Annotated in this window: 26 protein-coding genes and 1 tRNA gene; 13 read left to right on the forward strand and 14 right to left on the reverse strand. The window is 67.3% G+C overall.

Features of this window, described 5'->3' with window-relative positions:
* Positions 1–20: 20 nt before the first annotated feature.
* Together AB0M87_RS17345 and AB0M87_RS17350 are read right to left on the reverse strand one after the other, a co-directional pair.
* Positions 21–1,229 carry an HTTM domain-containing protein gene (locus AB0M87_RS17345; protein WP_365853663.1) on the reverse strand — a complete coding sequence of 403 codons (1,209 nt, stop codon included), beginning with the start codon at positions 1,227–1,229 and terminating at the stop codon, positions 21–23.
* The gene (locus AB0M87_RS17350; RefSeq protein WP_365853665.1) at positions 1,226–1,945 is read right to left on the reverse strand and encodes a DUF5819 family protein; all 720 of its coding nucleotides are present in this window, start codon (positions 1,943–1,945) and stop codon (positions 1,226–1,228) included. The genes AB0M87_RS17345 and AB0M87_RS17350 overlap by 4 nt, the downstream gene beginning before the upstream one ends.
* A 133-nt stretch (positions 1,946–2,078) precedes the next feature.
* On the opposite strand from AB0M87_RS17350, the gene paaA reads away from it, so the two are divergent.
* From paaA to AB0M87_RS17375, 5 genes are read left to right on the forward strand one after another with little or no spacing between them, the layout of a single operon-like run.
* Positions 2,079–3,095: a 1,2-phenylacetyl-CoA epoxidase subunit PaaA gene (gene paaA, locus AB0M87_RS17355; RefSeq protein ID WP_365853667.1), complete on the forward strand. Its 1,017-nt coding sequence runs from the start codon at positions 2,079–2,081 to the stop codon at positions 3,093–3,095.
* Positions 3,092–3,403, forward strand: coding sequence for a 1,2-phenylacetyl-CoA epoxidase subunit PaaB (gene paaB, locus AB0M87_RS17360; RefSeq protein WP_365853669.1), 312 nt, complete (start codon positions 3,092–3,094; stop codon positions 3,401–3,403). Before paaA ends, paaB begins: the two co-directional genes overlap by 4 nt.
* Positions 3,400–4,101: a 1,2-phenylacetyl-CoA epoxidase subunit PaaC gene (paaC, locus tag AB0M87_RS17365; protein ID WP_365853671.1), complete on the forward strand. Its 702-nt coding sequence runs from the start codon at positions 3,400–3,402 to the stop codon at positions 4,099–4,101. Before paaB ends, paaC begins: the two co-directional genes overlap by 4 nt.
* Positions 4,095–4,580 (forward strand): 1,2-phenylacetyl-CoA epoxidase subunit PaaD, encoded by a 486-nt coding sequence (gene paaD, locus AB0M87_RS17370; protein WP_365853673.1) that lies wholly within the window; start codon positions 4,095–4,097, stop codon positions 4,578–4,580. The genes paaC and paaD overlap by 7 nt, the downstream gene beginning before the upstream one ends.
* Positions 4,581–5,645, forward strand: coding sequence for a 2Fe-2S iron-sulfur cluster-binding protein (locus AB0M87_RS17375; RefSeq protein WP_365853675.1), 1,065 nt, complete (start codon positions 4,581–4,583; stop codon positions 5,643–5,645).
* 50 nt (positions 5,646–5,695) lie between these two features.
* On the opposite strand, the gene AB0M87_RS17380 is transcribed toward AB0M87_RS17375, so the two are convergent.
* The 4 genes from AB0M87_RS17380 to AB0M87_RS17395 all read right to left on the reverse strand — a co-directional run bounded on the left by AB0M87_RS17380 (position 5,696) and on the right by AB0M87_RS17395 (position 9,742).
* Positions 5,696–6,040 (reverse strand): rhodanese-like domain-containing protein, encoded by a 345-nt coding sequence (locus AB0M87_RS17380; RefSeq protein ID WP_365853677.1) that lies wholly within the window; start codon positions 6,038–6,040, stop codon positions 5,696–5,698.
* Positions 6,041–6,096: 56 nt separating this feature from the next.
* Positions 6,097–6,876 carry a J domain-containing protein gene (locus AB0M87_RS17385; protein ID WP_365854121.1) on the reverse strand — a complete coding sequence of 260 codons (780 nt, stop codon included), beginning with the start codon at positions 6,874–6,876 and terminating at the stop codon, positions 6,097–6,099.
* Positions 6,877–6,969: 93 nt separating this feature from the next.
* Positions 6,970–8,361 carry a DUF2252 domain-containing protein gene (locus tag AB0M87_RS17390; RefSeq protein ID WP_365853679.1) on the reverse strand — a complete coding sequence of 464 codons (1,392 nt, stop codon included), beginning with the start codon at positions 8,359–8,361 and terminating at the stop codon, positions 6,970–6,972.
* Positions 8,362–8,569: 208 nt separating this feature from the next.
* On the reverse strand, positions 8,570–9,742 hold the full coding sequence (locus AB0M87_RS17395) for a hypothetical protein (protein ID WP_365853681.1): 1,173 nt from the start codon (positions 9,740–9,742) through the stop codon (positions 8,570–8,572).
* Positions 9,743–9,819: 77 nt separating this feature from the next.
* Here AB0M87_RS17395 and AB0M87_RS17400 point away from each other — a divergent pair, with 77 nt between their 5' ends.
* Entirely contained in the window at positions 9,820–10,287 is a 468-nt protein-coding gene (locus AB0M87_RS17400) for a MarR family winged helix-turn-helix transcriptional regulator (RefSeq protein ID WP_365853683.1), read from the forward strand.
* A gap of 17 nt (positions 10,288–10,304) precedes the next feature.
* Here the strand turns inward: AB0M87_RS17400 and AB0M87_RS17405 are convergent, their stop codons facing one another.
* On the reverse strand, positions 10,305–10,652 hold the full coding sequence (locus AB0M87_RS17405; protein ID WP_365853685.1) for a helix-turn-helix domain-containing protein: 348 nt from the start codon (positions 10,650–10,652) through the stop codon (positions 10,305–10,307).
* 116 nt (positions 10,653–10,768) lie between these two features.
* Between AB0M87_RS17405 and AB0M87_RS17410 the strand changes: the two genes are divergently transcribed.
* Positions 10,769–11,383, forward strand: coding sequence for an NAD(P)H-dependent oxidoreductase (locus AB0M87_RS17410; protein WP_365853687.1), 615 nt, complete (start codon positions 10,769–10,771; stop codon positions 11,381–11,383).
* 61 nt (positions 11,384–11,444) lie between these two features.
* Here AB0M87_RS17410 and AB0M87_RS17415 read toward each other — a convergent pair whose 3' ends face one another.
* Together AB0M87_RS17415 and AB0M87_RS17420 are read right to left on the reverse strand one after the other, a co-directional pair.
* On the reverse strand, positions 11,445–11,651 hold the full coding sequence (locus tag AB0M87_RS17415) for an acyl-CoA carboxylase subunit epsilon (RefSeq protein WP_365853689.1): 207 nt from the start codon (positions 11,649–11,651) through the stop codon (positions 11,445–11,447).
* A 292-nt stretch (positions 11,652–11,943) separates the two neighbouring features.
* Positions 11,944–12,026: transfer RNA gene (locus AB0M87_RS17420), tRNA-Leu, on the reverse strand.
* A 343-nt stretch (positions 12,027–12,369) separates the two neighbouring features.
* Between AB0M87_RS17420 and AB0M87_RS17425 the strand changes: the two genes are divergently transcribed.
* The 6 genes from AB0M87_RS17425 (at position 12,370) to pknB (ending at position 20,425) form a co-directional block, all read left to right on the forward strand.
* Positions 12,370–13,200, forward strand: coding sequence for a DUF3662 and FHA domain-containing protein (locus AB0M87_RS17425; protein ID WP_365853691.1), 831 nt, complete (start codon positions 12,370–12,372; stop codon positions 13,198–13,200).
* 10 nt (positions 13,201–13,210) lie between these two features.
* The gene (locus AB0M87_RS17430; protein WP_365853693.1) at positions 13,211–13,729 is read left to right on the forward strand and encodes an FHA domain-containing protein; all 519 of its coding nucleotides are present in this window, start codon (positions 13,211–13,213) and stop codon (positions 13,727–13,729) included.
* 129 nt (positions 13,730–13,858) lie between these two features.
* On the forward strand, positions 13,859–15,376 hold the full coding sequence (locus tag AB0M87_RS17435) for a Stp1/IreP family PP2C-type Ser/Thr phosphatase (protein WP_365853695.1): 1,518 nt from the start codon (positions 13,859–13,861) through the stop codon (positions 15,374–15,376).
* Positions 15,377–15,400: 24 nt separating this feature from the next.
* Positions 15,401–16,810 (forward strand): FtsW/RodA/SpoVE family cell cycle protein, encoded by a 1,410-nt coding sequence (locus AB0M87_RS17440; protein ID WP_365853697.1) that lies wholly within the window; start codon positions 15,401–15,403, stop codon positions 16,808–16,810.
* Positions 16,807–18,273 carry a penicillin-binding protein 2 gene (locus tag AB0M87_RS17445; protein WP_365853699.1) on the forward strand — a complete coding sequence of 489 codons (1,467 nt, stop codon included), beginning with the start codon at positions 16,807–16,809 and terminating at the stop codon, positions 18,271–18,273. The genes AB0M87_RS17440 and AB0M87_RS17445 overlap by 4 nt, the downstream gene beginning before the upstream one ends.
* A gap of 163 nt (positions 18,274–18,436) precedes the next feature.
* On the forward strand, positions 18,437–20,425 hold the full coding sequence (pknB, locus tag AB0M87_RS17450; protein ID WP_365853701.1) for a Stk1 family PASTA domain-containing Ser/Thr kinase: 1,989 nt from the start codon (positions 18,437–18,439) through the stop codon (positions 20,423–20,425).
* A gap of 281 nt (positions 20,426–20,706) precedes the next feature.
* Here the strand turns inward: pknB and AB0M87_RS17455 are convergent, their stop codons facing one another.
* From AB0M87_RS17455 to AB0M87_RS17475, 5 genes are all read right to left on the reverse strand, one after another.
* The gene (locus tag AB0M87_RS17455) at positions 20,707–21,441 is read right to left on the reverse strand and encodes a class E sortase (RefSeq protein ID WP_365853703.1); all 735 of its coding nucleotides are present in this window, start codon (positions 21,439–21,441) and stop codon (positions 20,707–20,709) included.
* 27 nt (positions 21,442–21,468) lie between these two features.
* Complete coding sequence (locus AB0M87_RS17460) at positions 21,469–22,764, reverse strand: class E sortase (protein WP_365853705.1); 1,296 nt, start codon at positions 22,762–22,764, stop codon at positions 21,469–21,471.
* A complete protein-coding gene (locus AB0M87_RS17465; protein WP_365853707.1) occupies positions 22,761–23,399 on the reverse strand; it encodes an aminodeoxychorismate/anthranilate synthase component II in 639 nt (212 codons plus the stop codon). The genes AB0M87_RS17460 and AB0M87_RS17465 overlap by 4 nt, the downstream gene beginning before the upstream one ends.
* A complete protein-coding gene (locus tag AB0M87_RS17470) occupies positions 23,396–23,572 on the reverse strand; it encodes a hypothetical protein (RefSeq protein ID WP_365853709.1) in 177 nt (58 codons plus the stop codon). The genes AB0M87_RS17465 and AB0M87_RS17470 overlap by 4 nt, the downstream gene beginning before the upstream one ends.
* A gap of 136 nt (positions 23,573–23,708) precedes the next feature.
* Positions 23,709–24,476, reverse strand: coding sequence for a DUF881 domain-containing protein (locus AB0M87_RS17475; RefSeq protein WP_365853711.1), 768 nt, complete (start codon positions 24,474–24,476; stop codon positions 23,709–23,711).
* Positions 24,477–24,492 lie beyond the last annotated feature (16 nt).

A 24,492-nucleotide genomic window follows, 5' to 3' on the forward strand; every position in this document is an offset into this window, starting at 1 on the left:
TTCGGAGGAGATCTCGCTGGTCACCCCACGAGCGTACGGGGCTGTTCCCCCTCGGCAGCACGCCGTGGACCGATCAGGCTTCGCGGCCCCGCTCCGGTACGCGAGGTCACCCGCGTCGCCAGACCGCCCAGCCACAGCAGGAACCCGGTGGGCAGGAAGACCGCGTCGGCCGCGATCATAGCCAGCGAGAAGAAGGGCAGCCCCAGCAGCACCGCGATACCGGCGTGCTCCAGCATCATCGCGGCCAGCAGAACGTTCTTGACCCGCCGGTTGCAGAGTGTGAACGGGAAGGCGACCTGGACGATGACCGTGCCATAGGTGAGCAGCATCACCATCACCCCGCTGCTCGCAAGCAACGAAGAGAGCCCCGGCCAGGGCGCGAAGTAATGCAGATTGAGCGGGTAGTAGAGGGCGGTACCGTCCTGCCAGCGGGAGCCCTGGATCTTGTACCAGCCGGCGGTCGAGTAGATCAGGCAGACCTCGGTCATGATCACGACGAGGGTGGCGTTGTGTGCCAGATTGGCGACCACATCGAGGAAGATGCGGGGTTGCCCCGGGGCGTGACGGCATACCGTCCACCACAGCCCCTGCACCAGCCACATCGCCCAGAAGAACAGCTCCCAGCCGCCGCTCATCTTTCCGAGCAGGGTGACCGCGGCCAGGACGACGCCGAACACGGCCCACAGCAGCGGTCCCACCCGGTCTCGGCTGACCACAGGGGTGGCTCCGGTGCCGTCCGCGTTCTTCGCAGCCCGGGTCGCGCGTCGGGCATCCAGCGACCAGACCTGCGAACAGCGCGTCATCACCAGATACGTCGACATCAGATGGACGACGTTGTCCCCGCCGTCGCCCAGGAAGACGGACCGGTTCTGCAGAGACAGCACGCCGATCATGAACAGCAGCGATGCCACCCTGGTGTGCCAGCCGAGCAGCAGTAGCACGCTGGACAGCACTGCGACCGCGTAAACCAGCTCGAACCACGTGGTGGAGTCCGTCCACATCAGCAGCGTGAAGGCGTGATTGTCCGCTATGAGCTGCTGGGCCATGTCCCAGCCCCACGGCGAATGGGGACCGTACAGCTCACGACGGTGCGGCAGCTCCCGCAGCAGGAAGAGCAGCCAGGTGACGGAGAACCCGATGCGCACGACGGCGCTCTGGTACCGGCCCAGGGCGGAACCGGTGATCTTTTGCACGGCGCGGGCGGCCGTGTCGCTGACGGCTGCGCTCACCGGTCGGCCTCCGTACGGTCCTGCGGAACAACCGTCCACCAGTCGAGGACACGGTAGGAGGTTCGCGTGTCGATGCTTTCGTTGCTCCACGGCGGGGCCTTCACCGCGGTGGTCGCCGAGCGGACCTGTATCCGTTCCACCCTGGATCCGGTCTTCAGTCCGTCGTTCAGCCGCATCACCACGATGCGGCGGATGTAGCGCTCGGAGAGTTCGCCGCGCAGCCCGACCGGCTTGTTGTCGCTGGTGTGCGAGCCCGTGAAGAAGTCCCAGCCTCGACGCAGTTCGTTCTGATCGACATGGCTGGGGAGCGGATTGCCGTGCAACTCGGCACCGTCCTGCGCGGAGAGATCGGTCCATCCGGTGGTGGTGAGCCCACCGTCCTTGCCCCGGATCTCGGCCCTCGCCTGGACGTCGATGTTCTGCTGCAGCGGATTGGGAGCGAAGAGCTTCCAGTTCTGTTCGAACTCGGGATAGACCCAGTCGTCGACCGCTTTGCCGTACTTCTTGCTCACCGTGTTCGACGGCGCCACATGCAGGAAGACCATCGAGAGGTGGACGGCGGTCAGCACAGCGATCATCCCGAGCGCGATGGCTGCCGCCACTTGGTACGGGAAGGACAGCGCAAGAATGCCGTCCGGTGCACGGCGCGGCCGGGGGGTTTTTTGCGCCCCGGGTGGCTCGCTCGTCCCGGGTTTCTCGCTGTCGTACGAATCCATCCCGCCCCGATCCCCCTGGTTGCCCGCCGGTCCCCGGCCGGTCACCACACGCCGGTCAGGGTTGACACCCTAAGGGCCCGCGCCCCACCATTGAAGTCCATGAACCGAACGATCGGTCGGTAGGGGTAACGCAATGGCGACAGTGGCGTACGGAACGGATGGGACCGCACAGGCCCCGCCCGCCCCGGAGGTGGACCCGGAAGGGGACGAAGCAGCGTCCCAAGCGGCCTTCGACGCTGCCGTGACCGCTGATGAGCGCATCGAGCCGCGGGACTGGATGCCGGATGCCTACCGCGCCTCTCTGGTGCGCCAAATGGCCCAGCATGCGCACTCCGAGATCATCGGAATGCAGCCGGAGGCGAACTGGATCACCCGCGCCCCGTCGCTGCGCCGCAAGGCGATTCTGATGGCAAAGGTCCAGGACGAGGCGGGCCACGGGCTGTACCTCTACAGCGCGGCCGAGACCCTGGGCACCAGCCGCGACACCTTGCTGGACAAGCTGCACTCCGGACGCCAGAAATACTCGTCGATCTTCAACTACCCGACGCTGACCTGGGCCGATGTCGGCGCGGTCGGCTGGTTGGTGGACGGCGCCGCCATCACGAACCAGGTACCGCTCTGTCGCTGCTCGTACGGCCCGTACGCCCGCGCCATGGTCCGTATCTGCAAGGAGGAGTCCTTCCATCAGCGTCAGGGCTTCGAGCTGCTGCTCACCCTCAGCCGCGGCACCGAGGCACAGCACGCGATGGCGCAGGACGCGGTGGATCGCTGGTGGTGGCCGTCACTGATGATGTTCGGCCCGCCGGACGACGAGTCGGCGCACTCCGCGCAGTCCATGGCCTGGAAGATCAAGCGCCATTCCAATGACGAACTGCGCCAGCGCTTCGTCGACATCTGTGTCCCCCAGGCGCAGACGCTCGGCCTGACACTGCCCGACCCGGATCTGCGGTGGAACGACGAGCGAGGACACCACGACTTCGGCACCATCGACTGGTCCGAGTTCAAGGAAATTCTCAAGGGAAACGGCCCGTGCAATGACCAGCGGCTCACCCAGCGCCGCCGCTCGCACGAAGAGGGAGCGTGGGTGCGCGATGCCGCGACCGCGTACGCCGCGAAGCACACCGTGAGGCATGGGGAGGCCCGCGCATGACCGCCGTATCCAGCAGCGCCCCGGGTGCGGGTGACTGGCCGCTCTGGGAGGTGTTCGTACGCTCACGGCGCGGGCTGTCCCATACCCACGCGGGCAGCCTGCATGCTCCGGACGCCGAGATGGCCCTGCACAGCGCCCGCGACCTCTACACCCGCAGGAACGAGGGCGTCTCCATCTGGGTGGTCCCCTCCACCGCGGTCACCGCTTCCTCGCCCGACGAGAAGGACTCGTTCTTCGAGCCGGCCGGCGACAAGCCCTACCGCCATCCGACGTTCTACGAAATCCCGGAAGGGGTGCAGCACCTGTGAACGCGGCCATCGCCCTGGGCGACGACGCACTGGTGCTCTCGCACCGGCTCGGGGAGTGGGCCGGTCATGCGCCGGTCCTCGAGGAGGAAGTGGCGCTCGCCAATATCGCGCTGGACCTGCTGGGGCAGGCGCGGGTGCTGCTCTCACTCGTGGGAGACGAGGACGAACTCGCATATCTGCGCGAGGAGCGCGCCTTCCGCAACCTGCAGCTGGTCGAGCAGGAAAACGGCGACTTCGCGCACACCATCGCCCGCCAGCTCTACTTCTCCACCTACCAGCGGCTGCTGTACGGACAACTGGCGGACGGGAAGGGCGCCCTGGCGCCGCTGTCCGCAAAGGCGCTCAAAGAGGTCGCCTACCACCAGGACCACGCCGAGCAGTGGATCATGCGACTCGGTGACGGAACAGCCGAGAGCCACCAGCGAATGCAACAAGGCCTCGATTCACTGTGGCGCTTCACCGGTGAGATGTTCCAGCCCATCGAGAGTGCGACGGTGGACTGGCGCGTACTGAAGGACGGCTGGCTCGATTCCATTGCCGCCGTCCTGGACCGCGCGACGCTGACCGTGCCGGCCGGGCCGCAGGCAGGGGCCTGGTCGGCCGGCGCCGGGAGGCAGGGGCTGCACACCGAGCCGTTCGGCCGGATGCTCGCCGAAATGCAGCACCTGCACCGCAGCCACCCGGGGGCGACATGGTGACCACGACCCCGCTCGAAGCGGAACTGCACGCACTCGCCGGATCGGTACCCGACCCGGAGCTTCCGGTCCTGACCCTGGCGGAACTGGGAGTGCTGCGCGGCGTCGAGATTCTCGCCCCCGGCCGGGTCGAAGTGGCGCTCACTCCCACCTACACGGGCTGCCCGGCGATCGAGGCGATGTCGGCCGACATCGAGAAGGTGCTCCATGAGCACGGCATACCGGAGGTGTCGGTGCACATCGTCCTCGCCCCTGCCTGGACCACGGACGACATCAGCGCCGAGGGACGGCGAAAGCTGGCGGAATTCGGCATAGCTCCCCCGCGTCCCACCGGCCCGGTCGCCCTGACCCTGGCCATTCGCTGTCCGCACTGCGGGTCGACCGACACCGAGCTGCTGAGCCGTTTCTCCTCCACGGCTTGCAAGGCGCTGCGCCGCTGCGTCTCCTGTGGCGAACCCTTCGACCACTTCAAGGAGTTGTAGATGTTCCACCCGCTCCGGGTCAGCGCGGTCGAGCGGCTCACGGACGACTCGGTGGCCATCACCTTCACCGTGCCGCCCGAGCTGCGCGAAACCTTCCGGCACACACCCGGTCAGCACATCGCCCTGCGCCGCACGGTGCGCGGCGAGGAAATCCGGCGTACGTACTCGATCTGCACCCCGGCCGCCGAATCAGCCGACGAACCCGTGGTGCGGGTGGGCGTGCGGCTGGTGGAGGGGGGCGAGTTCTCGACGTACGCGCTGAAGGAGCTGGCCGTCGGGGACACCATCGAGGTGATGGAGCCGATGGGCCGCTTCGCCTTCGAGCCGCGCCCAGGACGATTCGCTGCCATCGTCGGTGGCAGCGGGATCACGCCGGTGCTGTCGATCGCCGCGACCCTGCTGGCCCAGGAGCCCGACGCCCGGTTCGCTCTGATCCGCAGCGACCGCACCGCCGCGTCAACGATGTTCCTGGACGAGGTCGCCGACCTGAAGGACCGCTGGCCCGACCGGTTCCAGCTGGTGACCACGCTCTCCAGGGAAGAACAGCAGTCGGGCCTGCCCTCCGGCCGACTCGACCGGGGACGGCTGACGGAGCTGCTGCCGGCGCTTTTGCCGGTGCCCGAGGTGGACGGCTGGTTCCTCTGCGGCCCCTTCGGCCTGGTCCAGGGCGCCGAGCGGGCGCTGCGCGGACTCGGCGTCCCCCGGTCCCGTATCCACCAGGAGATCTTCCACGTGGACGACGGCACCGCCCCCGCCGGTGCACCGCCCACGACAGGGGCTGCCCAGGCCCACAGCGTTCTGACCGCCACACTTCACGGACGGTCGGGCAACTGGCCGGTCCAAGAAGCCGACTCGCTCCTCGAGACGGTGCTGCGGGCCCGCCCCGATGCTCCCTACGCCTGCAAGGGAGGAGTGTGCGGGACGTGCCGTGCGTTCCTGGTGCGCGGCGAGGTGCGGATGGACCGCAACTTCGCGCTGGAGACCGAGGAGACGGAGGCCGGCTACGTACTGGCCTGTCAGTCGCATCCGCTCACTCCCGAGGTGGAGCTGGACTTCGACCGCTGAGGGCCGCCCACGGACCAGGGACCAGGGACCAGGGGCAGCTCTCGCTCGTCTCACAGCACGAACGCCGGATCCCCACTGTCCGCCACCATCGGCCGGCCCGCGCCTTCCCAGGCAAGCATGCCGCCGTCGACGTTCACCGCGTCGATCCCCTGTTGCACCAAGTACTGGGTGACCTGCGCGGAACGCCCGCCGACCCGGCAGAGCACATAAGCCTGCCGCCCGTCGGACACGGCCTCCGTCACTTCACCGAAACGCGCAACGAAGTCGCTCATCGGGATGTGCAGCGCCCCTACGGCGTGCCCGGCTGCCCACTCGTTGTCCTCACGGACATCCAAGAGCAGACCGTCAGCAGGCACAGCCGCTACGTCCACCTGGGGCGGGGAGGCGAAATTCATGGGTCATGCCTTCTCTCGTTCTCTCGTACCTATGCGGCCGGATTCACCGGAAGACGCTACTGCACCATCTCAGCCAGCTCGGCCTCACGCTCCGAGACCTGCGCGAGCAGCTGCTCGGCGATCTCTTCGAGCAAACGGTCCGGGTCCTCGGGAGCCATCCGCAGCATCGCGCCGATCGCGCTCTCCTCCAGCTCGCGGGCGACCGTCGCCAACAACTCCTTGCGGCGGGAGAGCCACTCGAGCCGGGCGTAGAGCTCTTCGCTCTCACTCTGCCGGGTCTCCGGGACCGGACCGGCGTCCCACTCCCGGACCAGTTCCCCCAGCAGCGCCTCATTGCCAAGTGCGTAGGCGGCGTTGACCCGGGTGATGAACTCGTCACGCCGGTCACGCTCCGCGTCGTCCTGGGCCAGATCCGGGTGCGCCTTACGGACCAGCTCACGGTAGAGCTTGCGCGCCTCCTCACTGGGCCGCACTCGCTTCGGCGGCTGCACCGGCTGCCCGTTCAACATGGCGCCGGCCTCGGGCGACAACCCGTCCGAGTCGAGCCAGTCGTGGAACAGTTCATCGACCCCGGGCATCGGCATCACCATCGCCCGGGCTTCCTGTGCCTTGCGCAGATCCTCCGGGTCCTGACTCCGAGCAGCCTTGGCCTCGGCGAGCTGAGCGTCGAGTTCGTCCAGGCGTGCGTACATGGGGCCGAGCCTCTGGTGGTGCAGCCGGGAGAAGTTCTCCACCTCCACCCGGAACGTCTCCACCGCGATCTCGAACTCGATCAACGCCTGCTCTGCGGCGCGCACGGCCTTCTCAAGCCGTGCCTCCGGCCGCTGCTCGCCCATGGGCTGCCCGCTCCGCTCGTCGTCGTACCGGGTCGTCGTTCCGGTGGCATCCTCGGTCACCCGACCAGCCTACGTGCGCACGGCTCCCACCGGTCACGCTCCTTGTTCCGCCGCTATCCTTCCCCTCCGCACCGCCGCCACCAGATCGGCGTGGTCCGCCTCCGTACGGTCCGCATAGAGCACCGCGAACGCGGACACCGCCTCTTCGAGCTCCTCGTTCTTTCCGCAGTACGCGGCGATCAGGCGGGGGTCGACGCTGTGGGCGTGCGCCCGCGCCAATAGAGCCCCCGTCATCCGCCCGTAGTCGTCGATCTGATCGCTGGCGAGCGCAGCCGGGTCCACACTGCCCTTGCGATTCCTGAAATGCCGCACCTGGTACGGCCGCCCGTCCACCGTCGTCCAGCCCAGCAGATTGTCGCTGACCACCTGCATCCGCTTCTGTCCGAGCACTACGCGCCGGCCATGGTGTTCGGTGCGCCCCGGTTCGAATCCGGCTGCCGCCAGGTAGGGCAGCAGAGCCGAAGGCCGCGCCTCCTTCACCTGCAGCACCAGCGGCTCGTCCCGGTGGTCGAGGAGCAGCACCACATACGACCGGGTACCTACACTGCCGGTGCCGACCACCCGGAACGCCACATCGTGGATCGTGTACCGGGCGAGCAGCGGCAGTCGGTCGTGCGGCAGTGAGGTCACATAGCCCTCCAGCGCCCCGGCCACCGCCGCCGCCTCCTCGTCCGGCACCCGGCGCAGCACCGGCGGAGCATCCACGAAGCGCCGGTTTCCGTCCCCGCTCCGCGTGGTCGCCTTGGCGGCGAAACGCGCACTGGTGTTACCGCGGGCCTTCTCCGCAACCCTTTCCAGGGTGCCCAGCAAATCCCGGGCATCGGCATGCGAGACCAGTTCCTCGTCGGCTATCGCATTCCACGCGTCCATCACCGGGAGCTTCGCCAGCAGCCGCATGGTGCGCCGATACGCTCCCACGGTGTCGAACGCCGCAGCCCGGCAGGTGTCCTCGTCGGCTCCGGCTTCCCGGCCGGCAAGTACCAGGGAGGCCGCAAGCCTCTTGAGGTCCCATTCCCATGGGCCGATCGCCGTCTCGTCGAAATCGTTCAGGTCGATGACGAGCCGGCCCCGGGCATCTCCGTACAACCCGAAGTTCGCTGCGTGCGCGTCACCGCATATCTGACCGCCCGCCCCTGTGACGGGCGTCCCCACCAGGTCGTGCGCCATCAGCCCGGCCGCACCACGCAGGAAGGCAAAGGGCGTGGCAGACATACGGCCCACCCGAAGCGGAGCCAGCCCCGGCACCCTGCCCCGGTTCGATTCCTCGACTGCCCGCACGGCGTCCGGGCGACCTTCGGCCAACACCAGCGAGTCGTGTGAGGACCGGGGGACCAGCTTCCTCAGTTCCTTGCCGTGCTTCTTCGGCGAGGCCCCGCCCGCGAACACCGCACCGAAAGCCGACTCCACCATGGAGCCCGTCGCCATGGAACCTGTCGCCATGGAACCCGTCGCCGAAGCTGCAGTCGAAGCGCCGGCCCCCCGCCGGGCAAAGCCGGCCACCGCTGGAATACGTACTGCCTGCTCGCCCATGGAGTCCCCCGCCCTCGAACAACATCAACTGCCCACGACCGTACCGCCGGTGTCCGGCGATCCGGCGCCCCTGTGGACAACTCGTCCGTTGTGGACAAGCCGATCACACGGCGACGGCCTCTTCCAGTTCCTCCTCTTCCTGCCCGGTTCCCGGTGGCCCGTCATGCCGGCCGTCCCGCCGGCTTTCCCGCGCCGCCACCCCGTGCTCCGGTTGCGCCGCGATTCCTGCGTCGGCCGCAGCGGGCTGCCGTGCACCGGCGAGTACCCCGGCCGACCCCTCGGCGGTCTTCCGCCGGCCCGCCTCGACCAGCGCCGCCACGCCCAGGACAGCCAGGCCCGCCGCACACCAGAGAGCCAGCACCAGCACATTGCCGCCAAGGCCGTGATGGCCGAAATACACGTAGCGGCGCGCTCCCTCGACAAAGCCCGCGCCGTTCCAGAAGGCGTGCAGGGCTCCGAAGAAGCCGGGCTGCAGCTCCGGCCGGAAGATCCCGCCCGAGCTGGTGAAGTTGAGCATCACGAAGAGCACCATCACGCCGAGCGTGGTCCATCGCTTGAGGAAGGTGTGCAGCCCCACGCCGATCAGCAGAATTCCCGCCGAATACAGCCAGGCCATGGCCCAGATCCCACCGAGCCCGTGGTCGACCAGATGGAACACCGGTCCGGCGAACGCGGCACCGATCAGACTCACCACCAGCGACGTTCCGAGCGTCAGCAGCGCCCTGATCCGCAGGGGCAGCCCGCCACCCGCACCACCGATCACCGCGACCGAGGCGTACGAGCCGATGCTCAGCGCGACCAGCAGAAAGAAGAGGCCCTGGCCGGTCGGGTCACCGCTGGCGGTCGGCGCCACATCGGTCACCTTCAGAGGTTCACCCTGCCCGGCCGCGACCTGGGTGAACACCTTCTCCACCGTCGTGGCGGTGGTGTCCGACGAGGCTGAGGCGACAACCAGTTCGGGGGTCTTGCCGCCCGGTACGAAGGCACCGTAGATGTCCTGATCCTTGAGCTGTTGGACGGCGGTGCCTCGATCGGCGACCGTGCTGACCGCAAGGGCTCCGTTCCCCCTGTCCTGCAGCGTCTGCGCGAGAACCTGGGAACTCGGCCCCGAACCCACCACGGCGACATGCAGTTCATGGGGCTCCGGGGCGTGAAACGCCCCCAGGTAGGCGAGCCCCATCCCGATACACATCAGCAGCGGCGTCACCAGGTGCCCGAGAACATGGCGGAGTGTGGCGGCTGTACTCGCCGCACCGCTATCAGCGCCTGCGGACATCGAAACACCCTCCATATAGTTGGCTTTTACAACTCATTCTCGGGTTGTACTCTACAACTACTACTGAGGAGGTCAAAATGATCAACGCCGATTCCAGCGAACGCGGCCGGGATCACGACCGGAAGCACGACGCCTCCGTCGACACCATCCAGCGCGAGCTGACGGCTTTCGCCAGGCGCGCCCGTGCTACCGCCGCCAGACTGCACCCCGAACTACCGCTGGTTTCCTACACTTTGCTGGCACATATCGACGAACGCCAGGGATGCCGGGCCACAGATCTCGCCGCCCATTACATGCTCGACAAGTCCACGGTCAGCCGACAACTGGCCGGCCTGGAGAAGCTCGGCCTGGTCGAACGCCGTCCCGCACCCGACGACCAGCGGGTGCAGGTGTTGCATCCGACCGACGCCGGCACGGAGATGCTCGCCGCGACGCAGGGAAGTCGACGCGCAGCCGTGCGCGACCGCCTCGCCGACTGGAACGACGAGGACCTCGAGCGTTTCGCCACCTATCTACTGCGCTACAACTCAGCGGAACAGGCCTGAGATCCCACGCCACCGCGCTAACAGGGACTGCTGCCCTCCGGCAGGTACGACTCCGCCCACAGTCCGAGCTCATGCAGCGCGGGTCCCAGCGCTTTACCCGCCTCCGTCAGCCGGTACGACACGCGCAACGGGGGTCCTTCATCGACTTCGCGCACCAGCAGGCCGGCCAGCGCGAGTTCGGTCAGCCGGTCGGAGAGCATCCGCTCGCTGATTCCCGGAATCGCCCTGCGCAGGTCAGCGAAGTACACCGGCTGCTGCATCAGTACGGCAACGATCAGTCCGGTCCAGCGCTTGCCCAGCAGCTCGAAGACGCGCGTGATCGCCCCGCCGACCTTTTGGCACGCCTGCCTGCTGTCTTCCACCATGCCCCCAGAGTACTGAGTACCGGTGCTTTCCGTAGGGACTGCAAAAAAGTAAGCAACTATGCTATCCATAGGTACGCACGGTTCTTAAGACTGCCTTCGACACCCTGGAGCACCCGATGGCCACGCTTCTGCACATCGATTCCGCTGTTTTCCCGCAAGGTTCCGCCTCCCGTGAGGTGACCGCAGCCTTTGTGGAGGCCTGGCGTGAACAGCACCCGGACGGCAAGGTCGTCTACCGTGACTTGGCGGCCCATCCGCTGCCGCACTTGGACGCGGCCTCCGCCGCTTCGGGTGTCGAGTCCCCCCTGCGTGCCGAGCTCGCCGCCGAGCTGGCGGACGCGGACGCGGTGCTCATCGGCGCACCCATGTACAACTTCACGATTCCGTCCACGCTCAAGGCCTGGCTCGACCACGTGATCATCGTCGGGCACAACGCCGGCGGCGAAAGCAGCGCGCTGGCCGGCATGCCCTTCACGGTCGTCGCCAGTCGTGGCGGTTCCTACGCACCCGGCACTCCCCGTGAGGACTTCGAGTTCGTTCAGAACTACCTGGAGAAGCTGCTCAAGGGCATGTTCGCCGCCGAGGTCGACTTCATCGTGCCGGAGCTGACCCTCGCCGCCACGCAGCCCGCGATGACCGATCTCATCCCGCTCGCGGAGGCCTCCCGCGCCAAGGCGTTCGACGATGCGGCGTCCAAGGCCAAGGCACTCGCCGCGCGCCTCGCAGCCTGACGCGGTACCGAGAAGCCCCCGCGGAGGCCAACAGCCACGCGGGGGTTTCACGTGAAACGGCTCAGCCCTGCCAGGAGTGGGGGGCACGGAAGCCCGGCGTGCGCTCCAGCCGTCGCCAGCCGGCCGTGGAACGGACCGAGAGCGCCGGGATTCCGTCCTCCTGCCGGATACCGACGCGAGCCAGCAGGATCGTGGTGATGGCAGCCGGCTCTTCCGGTTCTGCGTGGCCCTTCTCGACCCGCAGCAGCGATCCAGTCGTGGTCTCCATCTGCGCTCCCCTCTTCGCCGGGATTACCGAGTTTCGCCGCGGTTACCGAACCCAGGACGATGCAACCCTCGCTCCGGGCGGCAAGGAAGCCAGGTACGTCCAGAAGGGTGACGATCCGAACCTTCAGCAGGTCCATCGTCCGACGCCACCACCGGCGCCGGACGGCTGCAGTGAGAAAGTGAGACGTATCACCGACGGCCGGCTGAGTACAGCAAAAACGGCCGCCATCGTGTAGACGATGACGACCGTTCCTTCCCTGCTGCGAAGCGTCATTGCCGATGCTTCGCCGTTGTGCGCGAGGGGGGATTTGAACCCCCACGTCCCTAAGGACACTGGCACCTGAAGCCAGCGCGTCTGCCGTTCCGCCACTCGCGCAAGTGGTGTTTCCCGGGCTCTCCCACTGGTTTGTGCGATCGCCTGGCGACATCCGGAAGATTAGCACGCTGGACAGGGTGGATTCACATCCATTGATCGGGGTCACCGGCCGGTGCTCCGGCCTCCGCGACGACCCGCACCGCACCCTCGGAACGAGGCCCCCCTCATCCCACTCCTCACAGGTAGCGCCCGGTGTGCGGGACACTGTTACTGGGGCACCTCTACGATCCGTGTGAGAGGTGACACTCATCAACGGGGCAGACAAGGGGAACCAGCCGTTTTCCCCACGCGTGGATACGATCAGTAAGCAGTACCAGGACGACAACGACGGAGGAGGTGCCTCATGGGAGTCATGAAGAAGTTCGAGCAGCGTCTCGAAGGTCTGGTCAACGGCACCTTCGCGAAGGTGTTCAAGTCCGAGGTCCAGCCCGTCGAGATCGCCGGCGCGCTGCAGCGCGAATGCGACAACAACGCAACGATCTGGAACCGCGAGCGGACCGTCGTACCCAACGACTTCATCGTGGAGCTGAGCACGCCCGACTATGAGCGGCTCAGCCCCTACTCCGGCCAGCTCGGTGACGAGCTCTCCGGTCTGGTCCGCGACTACGCCAAGCAGCAGCGGTACGCCTTCATGGGTCCCATCAAGGTCCACCTGGAGAAGGCAGAGGATCTCGACACCGGGCTCTACCGCGTCCGTAGCCGCACCCTCGCCTCAAGCACCAACCAACAGAGCCCCGAGCGCGGCCCGGCCGCACCCGCTGCCCCCCACCGTGGAAACGCGAGCGGCTACGGTTACCCGCCATCGGCGGCTCCCCCCATGCCCTCGACGCCCCCGCCCGGGACTCACCGTCCGGACCGCCGGGCCGCCGCACCGGGCCCGCTGCCGGGCGCCCAGACACGGCGCTGGATCGAGGTCAACGGCACCCGCCACCAGATCTCCCGCGCCACCCTGGTCCTCGGGCGCAGCACCGAGGCGGACGTACGGATCGACGACCCCGGCGTATCCCGCCGGCACTGCGAGATCCGTGCCGGTTCGCCCTCGACGATCCAGGATCTCGGTTCCACCAACGGCATCGTGGTAGACGGACAGCACACCACCCGCGCTACGCTCCGCGACGGCTCGCGGATCGTCGTGGGCAATTCCACCATCGTTTACCGGCAAGCCGAAGGGTGAAGCGGGGGCAATGTCAGAGCTGACCCTGACGGTCATGCGGCTAGGTTTTCTAGCTGTCCTGTGGCTGTTCGTGATCGTGGCCGTCCAGGTCATCCGCAGCGATCTGTTCGGAACACGTGTCACGCAGCGCGGTTCACGCCGCAACGCGGACTCCCGTCCCCAGCAGACCGCCCGGCAGGCCTCCACGCCGCCGCAACAGCGCCAGCAGCCGGCCACCGGCCGCCAGCGCCGAGGTGCCCCCAGCAAGCTCGTCGTGTCCGAGGGCACCCTCACCGGAACCACGGTCGCCCTTCAGGGCCAGACCGTCACGCTGGGCCGGGCACACGATTCAACGATCGTGTTGGACGACGACTATGCGTCCAGCAGGCATGCCAGGATCTACCCCGACCGTGACGGCCAGTGGATCGTCGAGGATCTCGGGTCCACCAACGGCACATATCTCGACCGGACCCGACTCACCACCCCGACACCGGTCCCGCTGGGCGCACCGATCCGCATCGGCAAGACCGTCATCGAGCTGCGGAAGTAGTACGACAATGAGCGAGCGGAGCGAGCGAGCCGCAGCGGCCCCGGCAACGGACCGCGGCGCGCTCCCGACCGGAGGGTGGGCAGTGTGGCTCGAGACCGGTTGTACCCGGAGCCGACAGGCGAGGTGCGCATGAGTCTGTCCCTGCGCTTCGCCGCCGGATCGCACAAGGGCATGATCCGTGAGGGAAACGAGGACTCCGGTTACGCCGGCCCCCGACTCCTCGCCATCGCCGACGGAATGGGGGGCCAGGCCGCGGGCGAGGTCGCGAGTTCGGAGGTCATCTCCACCCTCGTCACCCTCGACGACGACGTCCCCGGTTCCGACATCCTCACGTCGCTCGGCACCGCCGTGCAGCGCGCCAACGACCAGCTCCGCATGATGGTCGAGGAAGACCCGCAGCTCGAAGGCATGGGCACCACGCTCACCGCCCTGCTGTGGACCGGGCAGCGGCTGGGCCTGGTGCACGTCGGCGACTCCCGCGCCTACCTCTTGCGCGACGGCGTTCTGACCCAGATCACCCAGGACCACACCTGGGTACAGCGCCTCGTCGACGAGGGCCGGATCACCGAGGAAGAAGCCACCACCCATCCCCAGCGCTCCCTGCTGATGCGCGCGCTGGGCAGCGGCGAGCACGTCGAACCGGACCTCTCCATTCGTGAGGTCCGGGCCGGCGACCGTTATCTGATCTGCTCCGACGGACTGTCCGGAGTCGTCTCCCACCAGACGATGGAAGACACCCTCGCCAGCTACCAGGGCCCGCAGGAGACCATCCAGGAACTCATCCAGCTCGCCCTGCGCGGCGGCGGCCCCGACAACATCACCTGCATCGTCGCCGATGTCCTCGATGCCGATTCCAACGACACGCTGGCCGGACAGCTGAACGACACGCCGGTCATCGTCGGCGCGGTCGCCGAGAACCAGGCCGCCCACCAGCACGACGACGGGGCCATGCAAACCCCTGCGGGACGAGCGTCCGGCCTCGGCCGGCCCGTACCCCCGCCCCCGGCACCCGGCGGCTTCGGCCCTCCCGGCAGCGGCGACGGATACGGCGCGGCACCCGGCGGAAGCTTCGGTGCCTACACCGACGACGACTTCATCAAACCCTCGCGCGGCCGCAAGTGGATCAAGCGGACGCTCTATGTCGTCCTCGCGCTCGCCGTCATCGGCGGCGGCGTCTACGGCGGCTACCGCTGGACCCAGACCCAGTACTACGTCGGATCCAACGACGAGCACGTCGCGCTCTACCGGGGCATCAGCCAGGACCTCGCCTGGGTCTCGCTCTCCAAGGTCGACAAGGACCACCCCGAGATCGAACTGAAGTACCTGCCGCCCTACCAGCGCAAGCAGGTCGCCGCGACCATCACCGAAGGAGACCGCAGCCAGGCCGAGCGCAAGATCGTGGAACTCGCGCAGCAGGCCAGCGCCTGCAAGAAGGATGCCCAGCGCCGCAAGGCGGCGGACCAGAGTGCCAAGGACAAGGCGAAGGCCGGACAGAGCGGGGCCGACGCCGGCACCGCCGGCGCAAGTACCCTGCAGTCCGCGAAGAGCAAGTCCACAACGACACCCACGCCCAGCGCCACACCAACGCCCGGCCCCAGCCTCTCGGAGGATGAGCAGAAGCTGGTCCCGTTGTGCGGTAAGCAGTAGAGCCGTAGGGGGCCTTTCACCACCATGAGCGTTGTCACAAACACGACCACGATCGGCGCGATCGAAGCACCGAGTCGCCGCAACACCGAGCTGATGCTCCTGATCTTCGCCGTCGCCATCTCGGTGTTCGCGTACGCCAACGTGGGTCTGGCCATCAACGACTCGCTGCCGTCCGGCATCCTCGGGTACGGCACCGGGCTGACCCTGCTCGCGGCCGTCAGCCACCTCGTGGTGCGCAAGTTCGCCCGCTACGCCGACCCGCTGCTGCTGCCACTGGCGACGCTGCTGAACGGCATCGGCCTGGCCCTCATCTGGCGCCTAGACCAGTCACCTCGGCTGATCCAACTGGCCAAACTCAGTTACGGCTCCTTCAGCCCGTCCGCCCCCAAGCAGCTGCTCTACTCAGCACTGGGCGTAGCACTCTTCGTCGCGGTGCTGATCTTCCTCAAGGACCACCGCATCCTGCAGCGCTACACCTACATCTCCATGGTGGCCGCGCTGGTCCTGCTGATCCTGCCGGTGTTCTTCCCCGCGGTGAACGGCGCCAAGATCTGGATCAACCTCGCCGGCTTCACCATCCAGCCCGGCGAATTCGCCAAGATCGTCATCGCGGTCTTCTTCTCCGGTTACCTGATGGTGAAGCGGGACGCACTCGCCCTGGCCAGCCGCCGCTTCATGGGTCTGTATCTGCCCCGGGGCCGCGACCTCGGGCCGATCCTCGTCATCTGGGCGATGTCGATCCTCATCCTGGTCTTCGAAACCGACCTCGGCACCTCGCTGCTGTTCTTCGGTCTCTTCGTCGTCATGCTCTACGTCGCCACCGAGCGCACCAGCTGGATCGTCTTCGGCCTGATCATGTCCGCTGCCGGAGCGGTCGGCGTGGCCACCTTCGAGCCGCATGTCCAGCAGCGCGTCGACGCATGGCTCGCGCCCTTCTCGAAAGCGACCCTCGCGCAGAGCGACCAGGTCGCCAAGTCCCTGATGTCCTTCGGCTCCGGGGGCACCCTCGGCACCGGACTCGGCCAGGGCCACTCCGACCTCATTGGTTTCGCCGCGAACTCCGACTTCATCTTCGCCACCGTCGGAGAAGAACTCGGCCTCGCCGGCACCATGGCCGTCCTCCTGTTGTACGGCCTGATCGTCGAACGCGGCGTACGCACCGCCCTGGCGGCCCGGGACCCCTTCGGCAAGCTCCTCGCCGTCGGCCTCTCCAGTGCCTTCGCCATCCAGGTCTTCGTCGTCGCCGGCGGCGTCATGGGGCTCATCCCGCTGACCGGTATGACCATGCCGTTCATCGCGTACGGCGGCTCCTCGGTCCTCGCCAACTGGGCGCTGATCGGCATCCTGATCCGGATCAGCGACACCGCACGCCGTCCCGCACCGGCCCCCGCCCCGTCCCCCGATGCCGAGATGACCCAGGTGGTCCGACCGTGAACAAGCCCCTGCGCCGGATCGCCCTCTTCTGCGGTCTGCTGGTACTCGCCCTGCTCGTGCGCGACAACTGGCTCCAGTACGTCAGGGCCGACGAGCTCAACACACGGACCGAGAACCGCCGTGTTGAGATCGAGCGTTACGCCCACGAGCGCGGAAACATCATCGTCGACGGCAGTGCCATCACCGGCTCCACGGAGACCAAGGGCAGCGACTTCAAATACAAGACCACCTGGAAGGACGGCCCCATGTGGGCCCCCGTCACCGGTTACGCGTCCCAGGCCTTCGGCGCTACACAGCTCGAAAAACTCAACGACTCGATCCTCACCGGCAACGACGACCGCCTCTTCTTCGACCGCACGCTCTCCATGTTCACCGGTGAGAAGAAGCAGGGCGGCAACGTCGTCACCACCCTGAACGCGGATGCCCAGAAGGCCGCCTTCAAGGGCCTCGGTGACAAGAAGGGTGCGGTGGCCGCCCTCGATCCGAAGACCGGGGCGATCCTCGCGCTGGCCTCCACCCCGTCCTACGACCCGTCGGTGTTCGCCGGCAATTCCGTCAGCACCGACTCGAAGAACTACAACAAGCTCAAGAACGACAAGGATGAGCCGATGCTCAACCGGGCGCTGCGGCAGACGTACCCGCCCGGTTCCACCTTCAAGATCGTTACTGCCGCCGCAGCCCTGGAGAACGGCCTCTACACGGACGTCAACGCCAAGACCCGGTCGCCGCTGCCGTACTACCTGCCGGACACCGATCACCAGCCGCTCAACAACGAGGGCAACATCCCCTGCAAGAACGCCACCATGATGGTCGCCCTCCAGTGGTCCTGTAACACCGTCTTCGGCAAGATCAGCGCGGACCTCGGCAACGACAAGATGAAGGCCGAGGCCGAGAAGTTCGGCTTCAACGAACCGAAGCTGGACACCCCGGTGCGTGCTGCGGAGTCCGTCTTCCCGACCGACAACCGCCCGCAGAACGCCATGGACGGCATCGGCCAGGCCTCGAACCGCGCCACCCCGCTGCAGATGGCGATGGTCGCCTCAACCGTGGCCAACGACGGCAAGCTCATGGAGCCGTACATGGTCGACAGCCTCCAGGCGCCCAACCTCAACGTCATCGAAAAGCACCAGCCCAAGGAGTTGAGCCGGCCGGTCTCCGCCGAGAACGCGCAGAAGCTCCAGGCGATGATGGAGAACGTGGTGCAGAAGGGCACCGGCAAGAACGCCCAGATGCAGGGCGTCACCGTCGGTGGCAAGACCGGCACCGCCCAGCACGGCGTCGACAACAGCGGAAAGCCGTACGCCTGGTTCATCAGTTACGCGAAGACCGACTCCGGATCCCCCGTCGCTGTCGCGGTGGTCGTCGAAGACAGCAAAGCAGTCGGAGCCGACATCTCTGGTGGTGGGCTCGCAGCCCCGATCGCCAAGGACGTCATGCAGGCCGTCATCAACAGCAAGAAGTGACCGCTGTGACGCGAGCGACACGACACCTGCGCGATACCGGTCCGATATCAGCTGACCGTCCCGCACTGATCATCCACCCGCGCCCGGTAGCGTATGCGCGAACAGCACACCGCCGGACCACCCCAGGGTGCGGTCGGGACATACGGAGAGGGCTGGATTAGCTATGGAAGAGCCGCGTCGCCTCGGCGGCCGGTACGAGCTGGGCTCGGTGCTCGGCCGTGGTGGCATGGCCGAGGTCCACATCGCGCACGACACCCGGCTCGGCCGCACCGTCGCCGTGAAGACGCTACGGGCGGACCTCGCCCGCGACCCGTCCTTCCAGGCCCGGTTCCGCCGCGAGGCCCAGTCGGCTGCCTCGCTCAACCACCCGGCGATCGTTGCTGTCTATGACACCGGCGAGGACTACGTCGACGGGATCTCCATCCCGTACATCGTGATGGAGTACGTCGACGGCTCCACCCTCAGGGAACTCCTGCACTCCGGGCGCAAGCTGCTGCCCGAGCGCACCCTGGAGATGACCATCGGCATCCTCCAGGCGCTGGAGTACTCGCACCGCAACGGCATCGTGCACCGTGACATCAAGCCCGCGAACGTCATGCTGACGCGTACCGGGCAGGTCAAGGTCATGGACTTCGGCATCGCCCGCGCCATGGGCGACTCCGGAATGACCATGACGCAGACGGCCGCTGTCATAGGCACTGCTCAGTACCTCTCCCCGGAGCAGGCCAAGGGCGAGCAGGTCGACGCACGCTCCGACCTCTATTCGGCGGGCTGTCTGCTCTACGAGCTGCTGACGGTGCGCCCGCCGTTCGTCGGCGACTCCCCGGTCGCGGTCGCTTACCAGCATGTGCGCGAAGAGCCGCAGCCCCCGAGCAACTTCGACCCCGAGATCACGCCCGAGATGGACGCCATCGTCCTCAAGGCCCTGGTCAAGGACCCCGACTACCGCTATCAGTCCGCCGATGAGATGCGCGCCGACATCGAGGCCTGCCTCGACGGCCAGCCGGTCGCCGCCGCGGCGATGGGCGCGGGGGCCTACGGTGGCTACGACCAAGACCAGCCCACCACGGCAATGCGTCCTGCGGACCAGGCCGGCGGCGCCACGTCGATGCTGCCGCCGGTCAACCCGGACGACGGCGGCTACGGCTACGACGACCGCCCGGACCGCCGCCGTCAGAAGAAGTCCAACACCTCCACCATCCTGCTGATCATCGCGGGCATCCTGGTGCTGGTCGGTGCGATCCTGATCGGCAAGTCGCTCTTCCCGGGCGGCGGCGGGGATTCCGGCAAGGTCGATATCCCGCAGCTCGTCGGCAAGACCCTGGATGACGCGAAGAGCTCAGCCGCCAACTCCAAGCTCAAACTGACCGTCGCGGACCGGAAACCCTGCGACAACGCCCCCAAGGGAAGCGTCTGCAGCCAGGATCCCAAGTTCGGCGGCGCCAAAATCGACCAGAACACGACCATCAACGTCGTCGTGTCCACCGGTGCGCCCAAGGTCGAGGTGCCCAACGTCAACGGGGAGACCGCGGACCAGGCCACACAGGACCTTGAAGACAAGGGCTTCCAGGTGACTCCCAAGGAGGTCGAGTCGGACCAGCCGGAGGGCAAGGTCTTCGACCAGTCGCCGAAGGGCAACACCCAGGCCCAGAAAGGCACCGAGGTCACGATCAAGATCGCGAAGTCGACCAAGGTCCCGGTGCCCAACGTCAAGAATCGGCCGGTAGCTGACGCCACCAAGCAGCTTCAGGACGCGGGCTTCATGGTCCCCACGCCCACCGAGCAGGAGTCCGACCAGGCGCCCGGCACGGTAATCGCCCAGTCGCCCGACGGCGGCGAGGCAAAAAAGGGCTCCACGGTCACCCTGACGGTCGCCAAGGCCAAGGCAACGCCGACCCAGGTGCCGGTCCCGGAGGTCAGGGCGCACACAGTGGCCGACGCGAAGCAGTTGCTGGCTCAGGCTGGCTTCACGAACGTCCAGATCGCCAACGGCAACAACGGCGATGACAAGGCCATCGTCACCAACGTCGACCCCCAGCCGGGCACTCAGGAGGCGGACCCGGCCAACACGCCCATCACGCTCACCACGGTGGGCGGCGGCGGCAACAACGGCAATAACGGCGGCGGCATCTTCGGCGGGGGGAACCGCTGACGGTCGCCTGCCGACCACCGACGGGAAGAAGCCCCGGCACCCGGTTTCCCGGGTGCCGGGGCTTCTTCATGCCGCGCTTTGTCCGACCCCGAGGATCACGGGACGGCTCGGGATGCCACTGTGCAGCTGCTCGGATTGCAGCGTGGGCAGGAGCAGAAGTTCACTCGCCGGTGTCATGCCGGCGATTGACGCCATGAACTGGCGTGAGTTCGAGGTGCATGTTCGCCGGCCTCCAGGGACGGTGGCGGAAACCTGGAGCGCGAGCACTGGACTGCAGGTGCTCAGCCCAGTTCCGCCGGTGGCGTCCGCTTCGCGTCGACCTTCACCGTGCGGACCAGCTCACCCCAGACGATGTACCGGTACTCGGAGGTGTACACGGGGGTGCAGGTCGTCAGCGTGATGTAGCGGCCCGGTTTCTTCTTGCCCGAGCCCTCCGGGACCGGCTCCAGGACCTGGACGTTGTACTTCGAGGTCTGCCGCAGCTCCTTGAACACCTTGTAGACGTACCAGGTGTCCTTCGTCTCGAAGACGATCGGATCGCCGGTCTTCACCTTGTCGATGTTGTGGAACTTGGCCCCGTGCCCGTCGCGGTGTGCGGCCAGCGTGAAGTTCCCGGTCTTGGCGGAAGGCATGGCCGCCTTGACCGGCTTGACGTAGTAACCCGCGACCCCGGTGTTCAGCACGCTGGTGCTGGTGCCCTTCTTGACCAGTACCTCGCCGTTCTTCATGGCGGGCACATGGAGGAAGCCGATGCCGTCCTTGGTGTTCAGCGCCCCGGGTCCGCTGCTTCCGCTGTGCGACCACTTGTCCCGGATCGTGTCGCCCTGCTTCGACGCCTGGCGGTCGGCGACGACATTCGTCCACCACAGGGAATAGACGACGAAGAGGCCGAGAATCAGCCCCGTCGTGATGAGCAGCTCACCGAAGACACTGACCGCGGTCGCGATCCGGCCGCGGCCGCCGCGACGCACCGGTCGCGTAGTCGTCTGCTCGTCCTGCTCGGTCGTCGATGCCACCGCACCCGTCCTGTCCGTCCGTACAGTTCAGCCTGCGGTCAGGGCTTTGGGCATCCCTTTGCTGCGCGGCCGTTCATCAACCATCTTGCCCCACACGACCATTCGGTACGTACTCGTGAACTCCGGCGTACAGGTGGTCAACGTGATGTAACGGCCGGGTCCGGTGAATCCCGAGCCCGGCGGCACCGGGGTGATGACGGATACGTTCGACGGGGACGTCTGGGCCAGGTGGCTTGTCACCTCGTAGGTGTAGTAGTCGTCCTTCGTCTCGACGACGACCTTGTCACCGTTCTTGAGCTTGTTGATGTAGCGGAACGGTTCACCGTGCGTATTACGGTGACCGGCCAGTGCGAAGTTGCCGGTCCTGGCCGACGGCATCGCCGTCTTCAGCTTGCCCTCGCTGTAATGGCCGACCATGCCGCGGTCCAGCACCTTGTGCTTGCTGACGCCCTCCGCGATCGGTACCACCACGTCGAGCTTGGGGATGTGGATGATGGCGAAGCCCTGCCCCGGCTCGAAGGCGCCGGGCTGGTTCGACGTGCTGCCGCCCTTCGCCCAGTCCTCCTGCAGGCTGTGGGCGGTACCGTTCGCCTCCTGGTGGGCCCGTACGTTCGTCCACCAGAGCTGGTAGGTCACGAAGAGCAGCATCAGCACACCGAGGCTGATGAAGATCTCACCGATGGCCCGGCTGGCGATGACCGCGGGGCTGTCCTTCAGCGCACGCGCCGCGCGGCGCGCTTCGATGCGGGTCCGCGGGATGGCGGGGATCACAGGCTCGGCCGTGGCGCCGCCTTTGTGGCCCCGCCCCTTGGCCGCCTTACGGCGCTGGGCGCGGCCACCGATCGGTGCGGCCGGCTCCGGCATGGGCTGCTGCGGTACGGCGGGACCAGGCACCCGCAGCGCGACGGTCTCGTTGTCCCGCGGAGAGGTGAAAGCCGGTTCGGTCCCGGGGGCAGGGCCCCGGTCCGCTCCCGGCGCCGTCGCCGGGTCGGGGAACAGCGCGGGCATGATCTGGGTGGCCGGCTCCGGAGCAGGTTGCCCGACCGGTTCCTGAACGGGCTGATAGAACGCCTCGCGCCCGTACCAGTCCGGCGGCGGATCATGCATCACCGGCTGCTCCAGCTGGACGTGCTCGGCCCCGAACCACGGCGAACCGTGGGTGCCCGACGCATCGTGGGCACCCCGCGAACCGTGGGTGCCCGGCGGCAGCGGATCCGTCAGCGGATCGTACGCATGCGAGGCACCGGCAGTCCCGTCGGGTCCGCCGTCACCGGGCCGGCCCGGCGCCGTCGAGCCGTCGTGTCCGGGCCGCGACGCTGTCACGCCACAGCCTTGCCCACCACCGGCGCGAGCCCGGCCGACCGGCCGACGGCTCCCGTGTCCCCGCATACCGCAAGCCAGTTGGCCAGCATCAGATGACCGTGCTCGGTGAGCACCGACTCCGGATGGAACTGCACACCCTCGACCGGAAGATCGCGGTGCCGGACCCCCATGATGATGCCGTCGGCGGTCCGCGCGGTGACCTCCAGCTCGTCGGGCAGCGCCTGCGGCTCCGCGGCCAGCGAGTGGTAACGGGTCGCGGTGAAAGGCGAAGGCAGCCCGGCGAACACCCCGGTCCCCTCGTGCGTCACCGAAGACGTCTTGCCATGCAGCAGTTCGGGGGCCCGGCCCACCACACCGCCGTACGCCACCGCCATCGACTGCATACCCAGGCACACGCCGAAGACGGGCACCTCGGTGCTCGCGCAGTGCCGCACCATCTCCACGCAGACCCCGGCCTGTTCGGGCGTACCGGGACCGGGGGAGAGCAGTACGCCGGCGAAGCCGTCCTGGGCATGGGCGAGGGACACCTCGTCGTTGCGTACCACCTCGCACTCGGCGCCCAGCTGGTACAGGTACTGGACCAGGTTGAACACAAAGCTGTCGTAGTTGTCGACCACCAGGATGCGGGTGCTCATCGCTGGACTCCCATCCCCTGGTCGACCGTCACGTCGTTGAACGGAAGCAGCGGCTCCGCCCACGGAAAGACGTACTGGAAGAGCAGGTAGACGACCGCGAGCACGAGCACGAGCGACACCAGAGCCCGAAGCCACACGTTGCCCGGCAGATGCCGCCAGATCCAGCCGTACATGCTGTCCCTTCCGTTCGTGGTACGGGACCAGACTAAAGGGCCGCGGTAGTCGCTGTGGGTCACCTGCGCAAAGCCGCCAGCTTGCCCTCGTCACAGGCAGATCAGCGGCACCGGCACCCGCCGCCGCGTTCCGGCGCTACTGCACCGGCTTCGCGTAATGCAGATCCGCCGTGCCGGAGTAACCGGGAAGAGTCATCGCCTGCCGCTCATCAAGACTCCAGCCCAGGCCGTACGCCTTCACATACTGCTGGTAGTTCTGGATGGCCGCAGAGGCGCTGAGAGCGGCCTTCAGCTTGCCCAGGTCGCCGATGGCCGTCACCTTGTACGGCGGCGAGTAGACGCGGCCCTGCAGAATCAGGGTGTTGCCTACGCAGCGCACCGCACTCGTGGTGATCAACCGCTGATCCATGACCTTGATGCCCTTGGCACCGCCCTGCCACAGGGCATTGACGACCGCTTGCAGGTCCTGCTGGTGGATGACCAGGTCATTGGGTTGCGGCGGAGGGTAACCGGGGTTGGCGGTCGCGTTGGGCGGGGCGTCGTTCAGCGTGACCGTCAGGGCGTGCCCACTCACCTTCCGGGTGCCCGCGGCCTTCTCGAGCGCCGCGAGATCGGCGTCCTCGGCCTTGGAGCTTCCGTCGTCGCGCTGAGCCAGCGCGTCCACATCGTCCCGGACCGTGGCGGTGGATTCGTCCAGCGCCTTGTTCTTCTGGCTGCGCTCCTGGATGAGGTCAGAAAGCTTGAGCATGGACGCATCGGTACGGATATCCGTGCCTTTGGCCGTGTTGAAACTCGTGACGAAGATGAGACCGGCGAGCGCGAAAACGGCGGCGGTGAGCACCCGGACCGGACGCCACACCCGACGTCGGCCGGCCTCTGCGGGAGAGTCGCCAGAATTGCTCAACGTACCCTTATCTCCT

The sequence above is a fragment of the Streptomyces sp. NPDC051320 genome (assembly GCF_040682175.1).
In the GTDB taxonomy this organism is placed as follows: Bacteria; Actinomycetota; Actinomycetes; order Streptomycetales; family Streptomycetaceae; genus Streptomyces.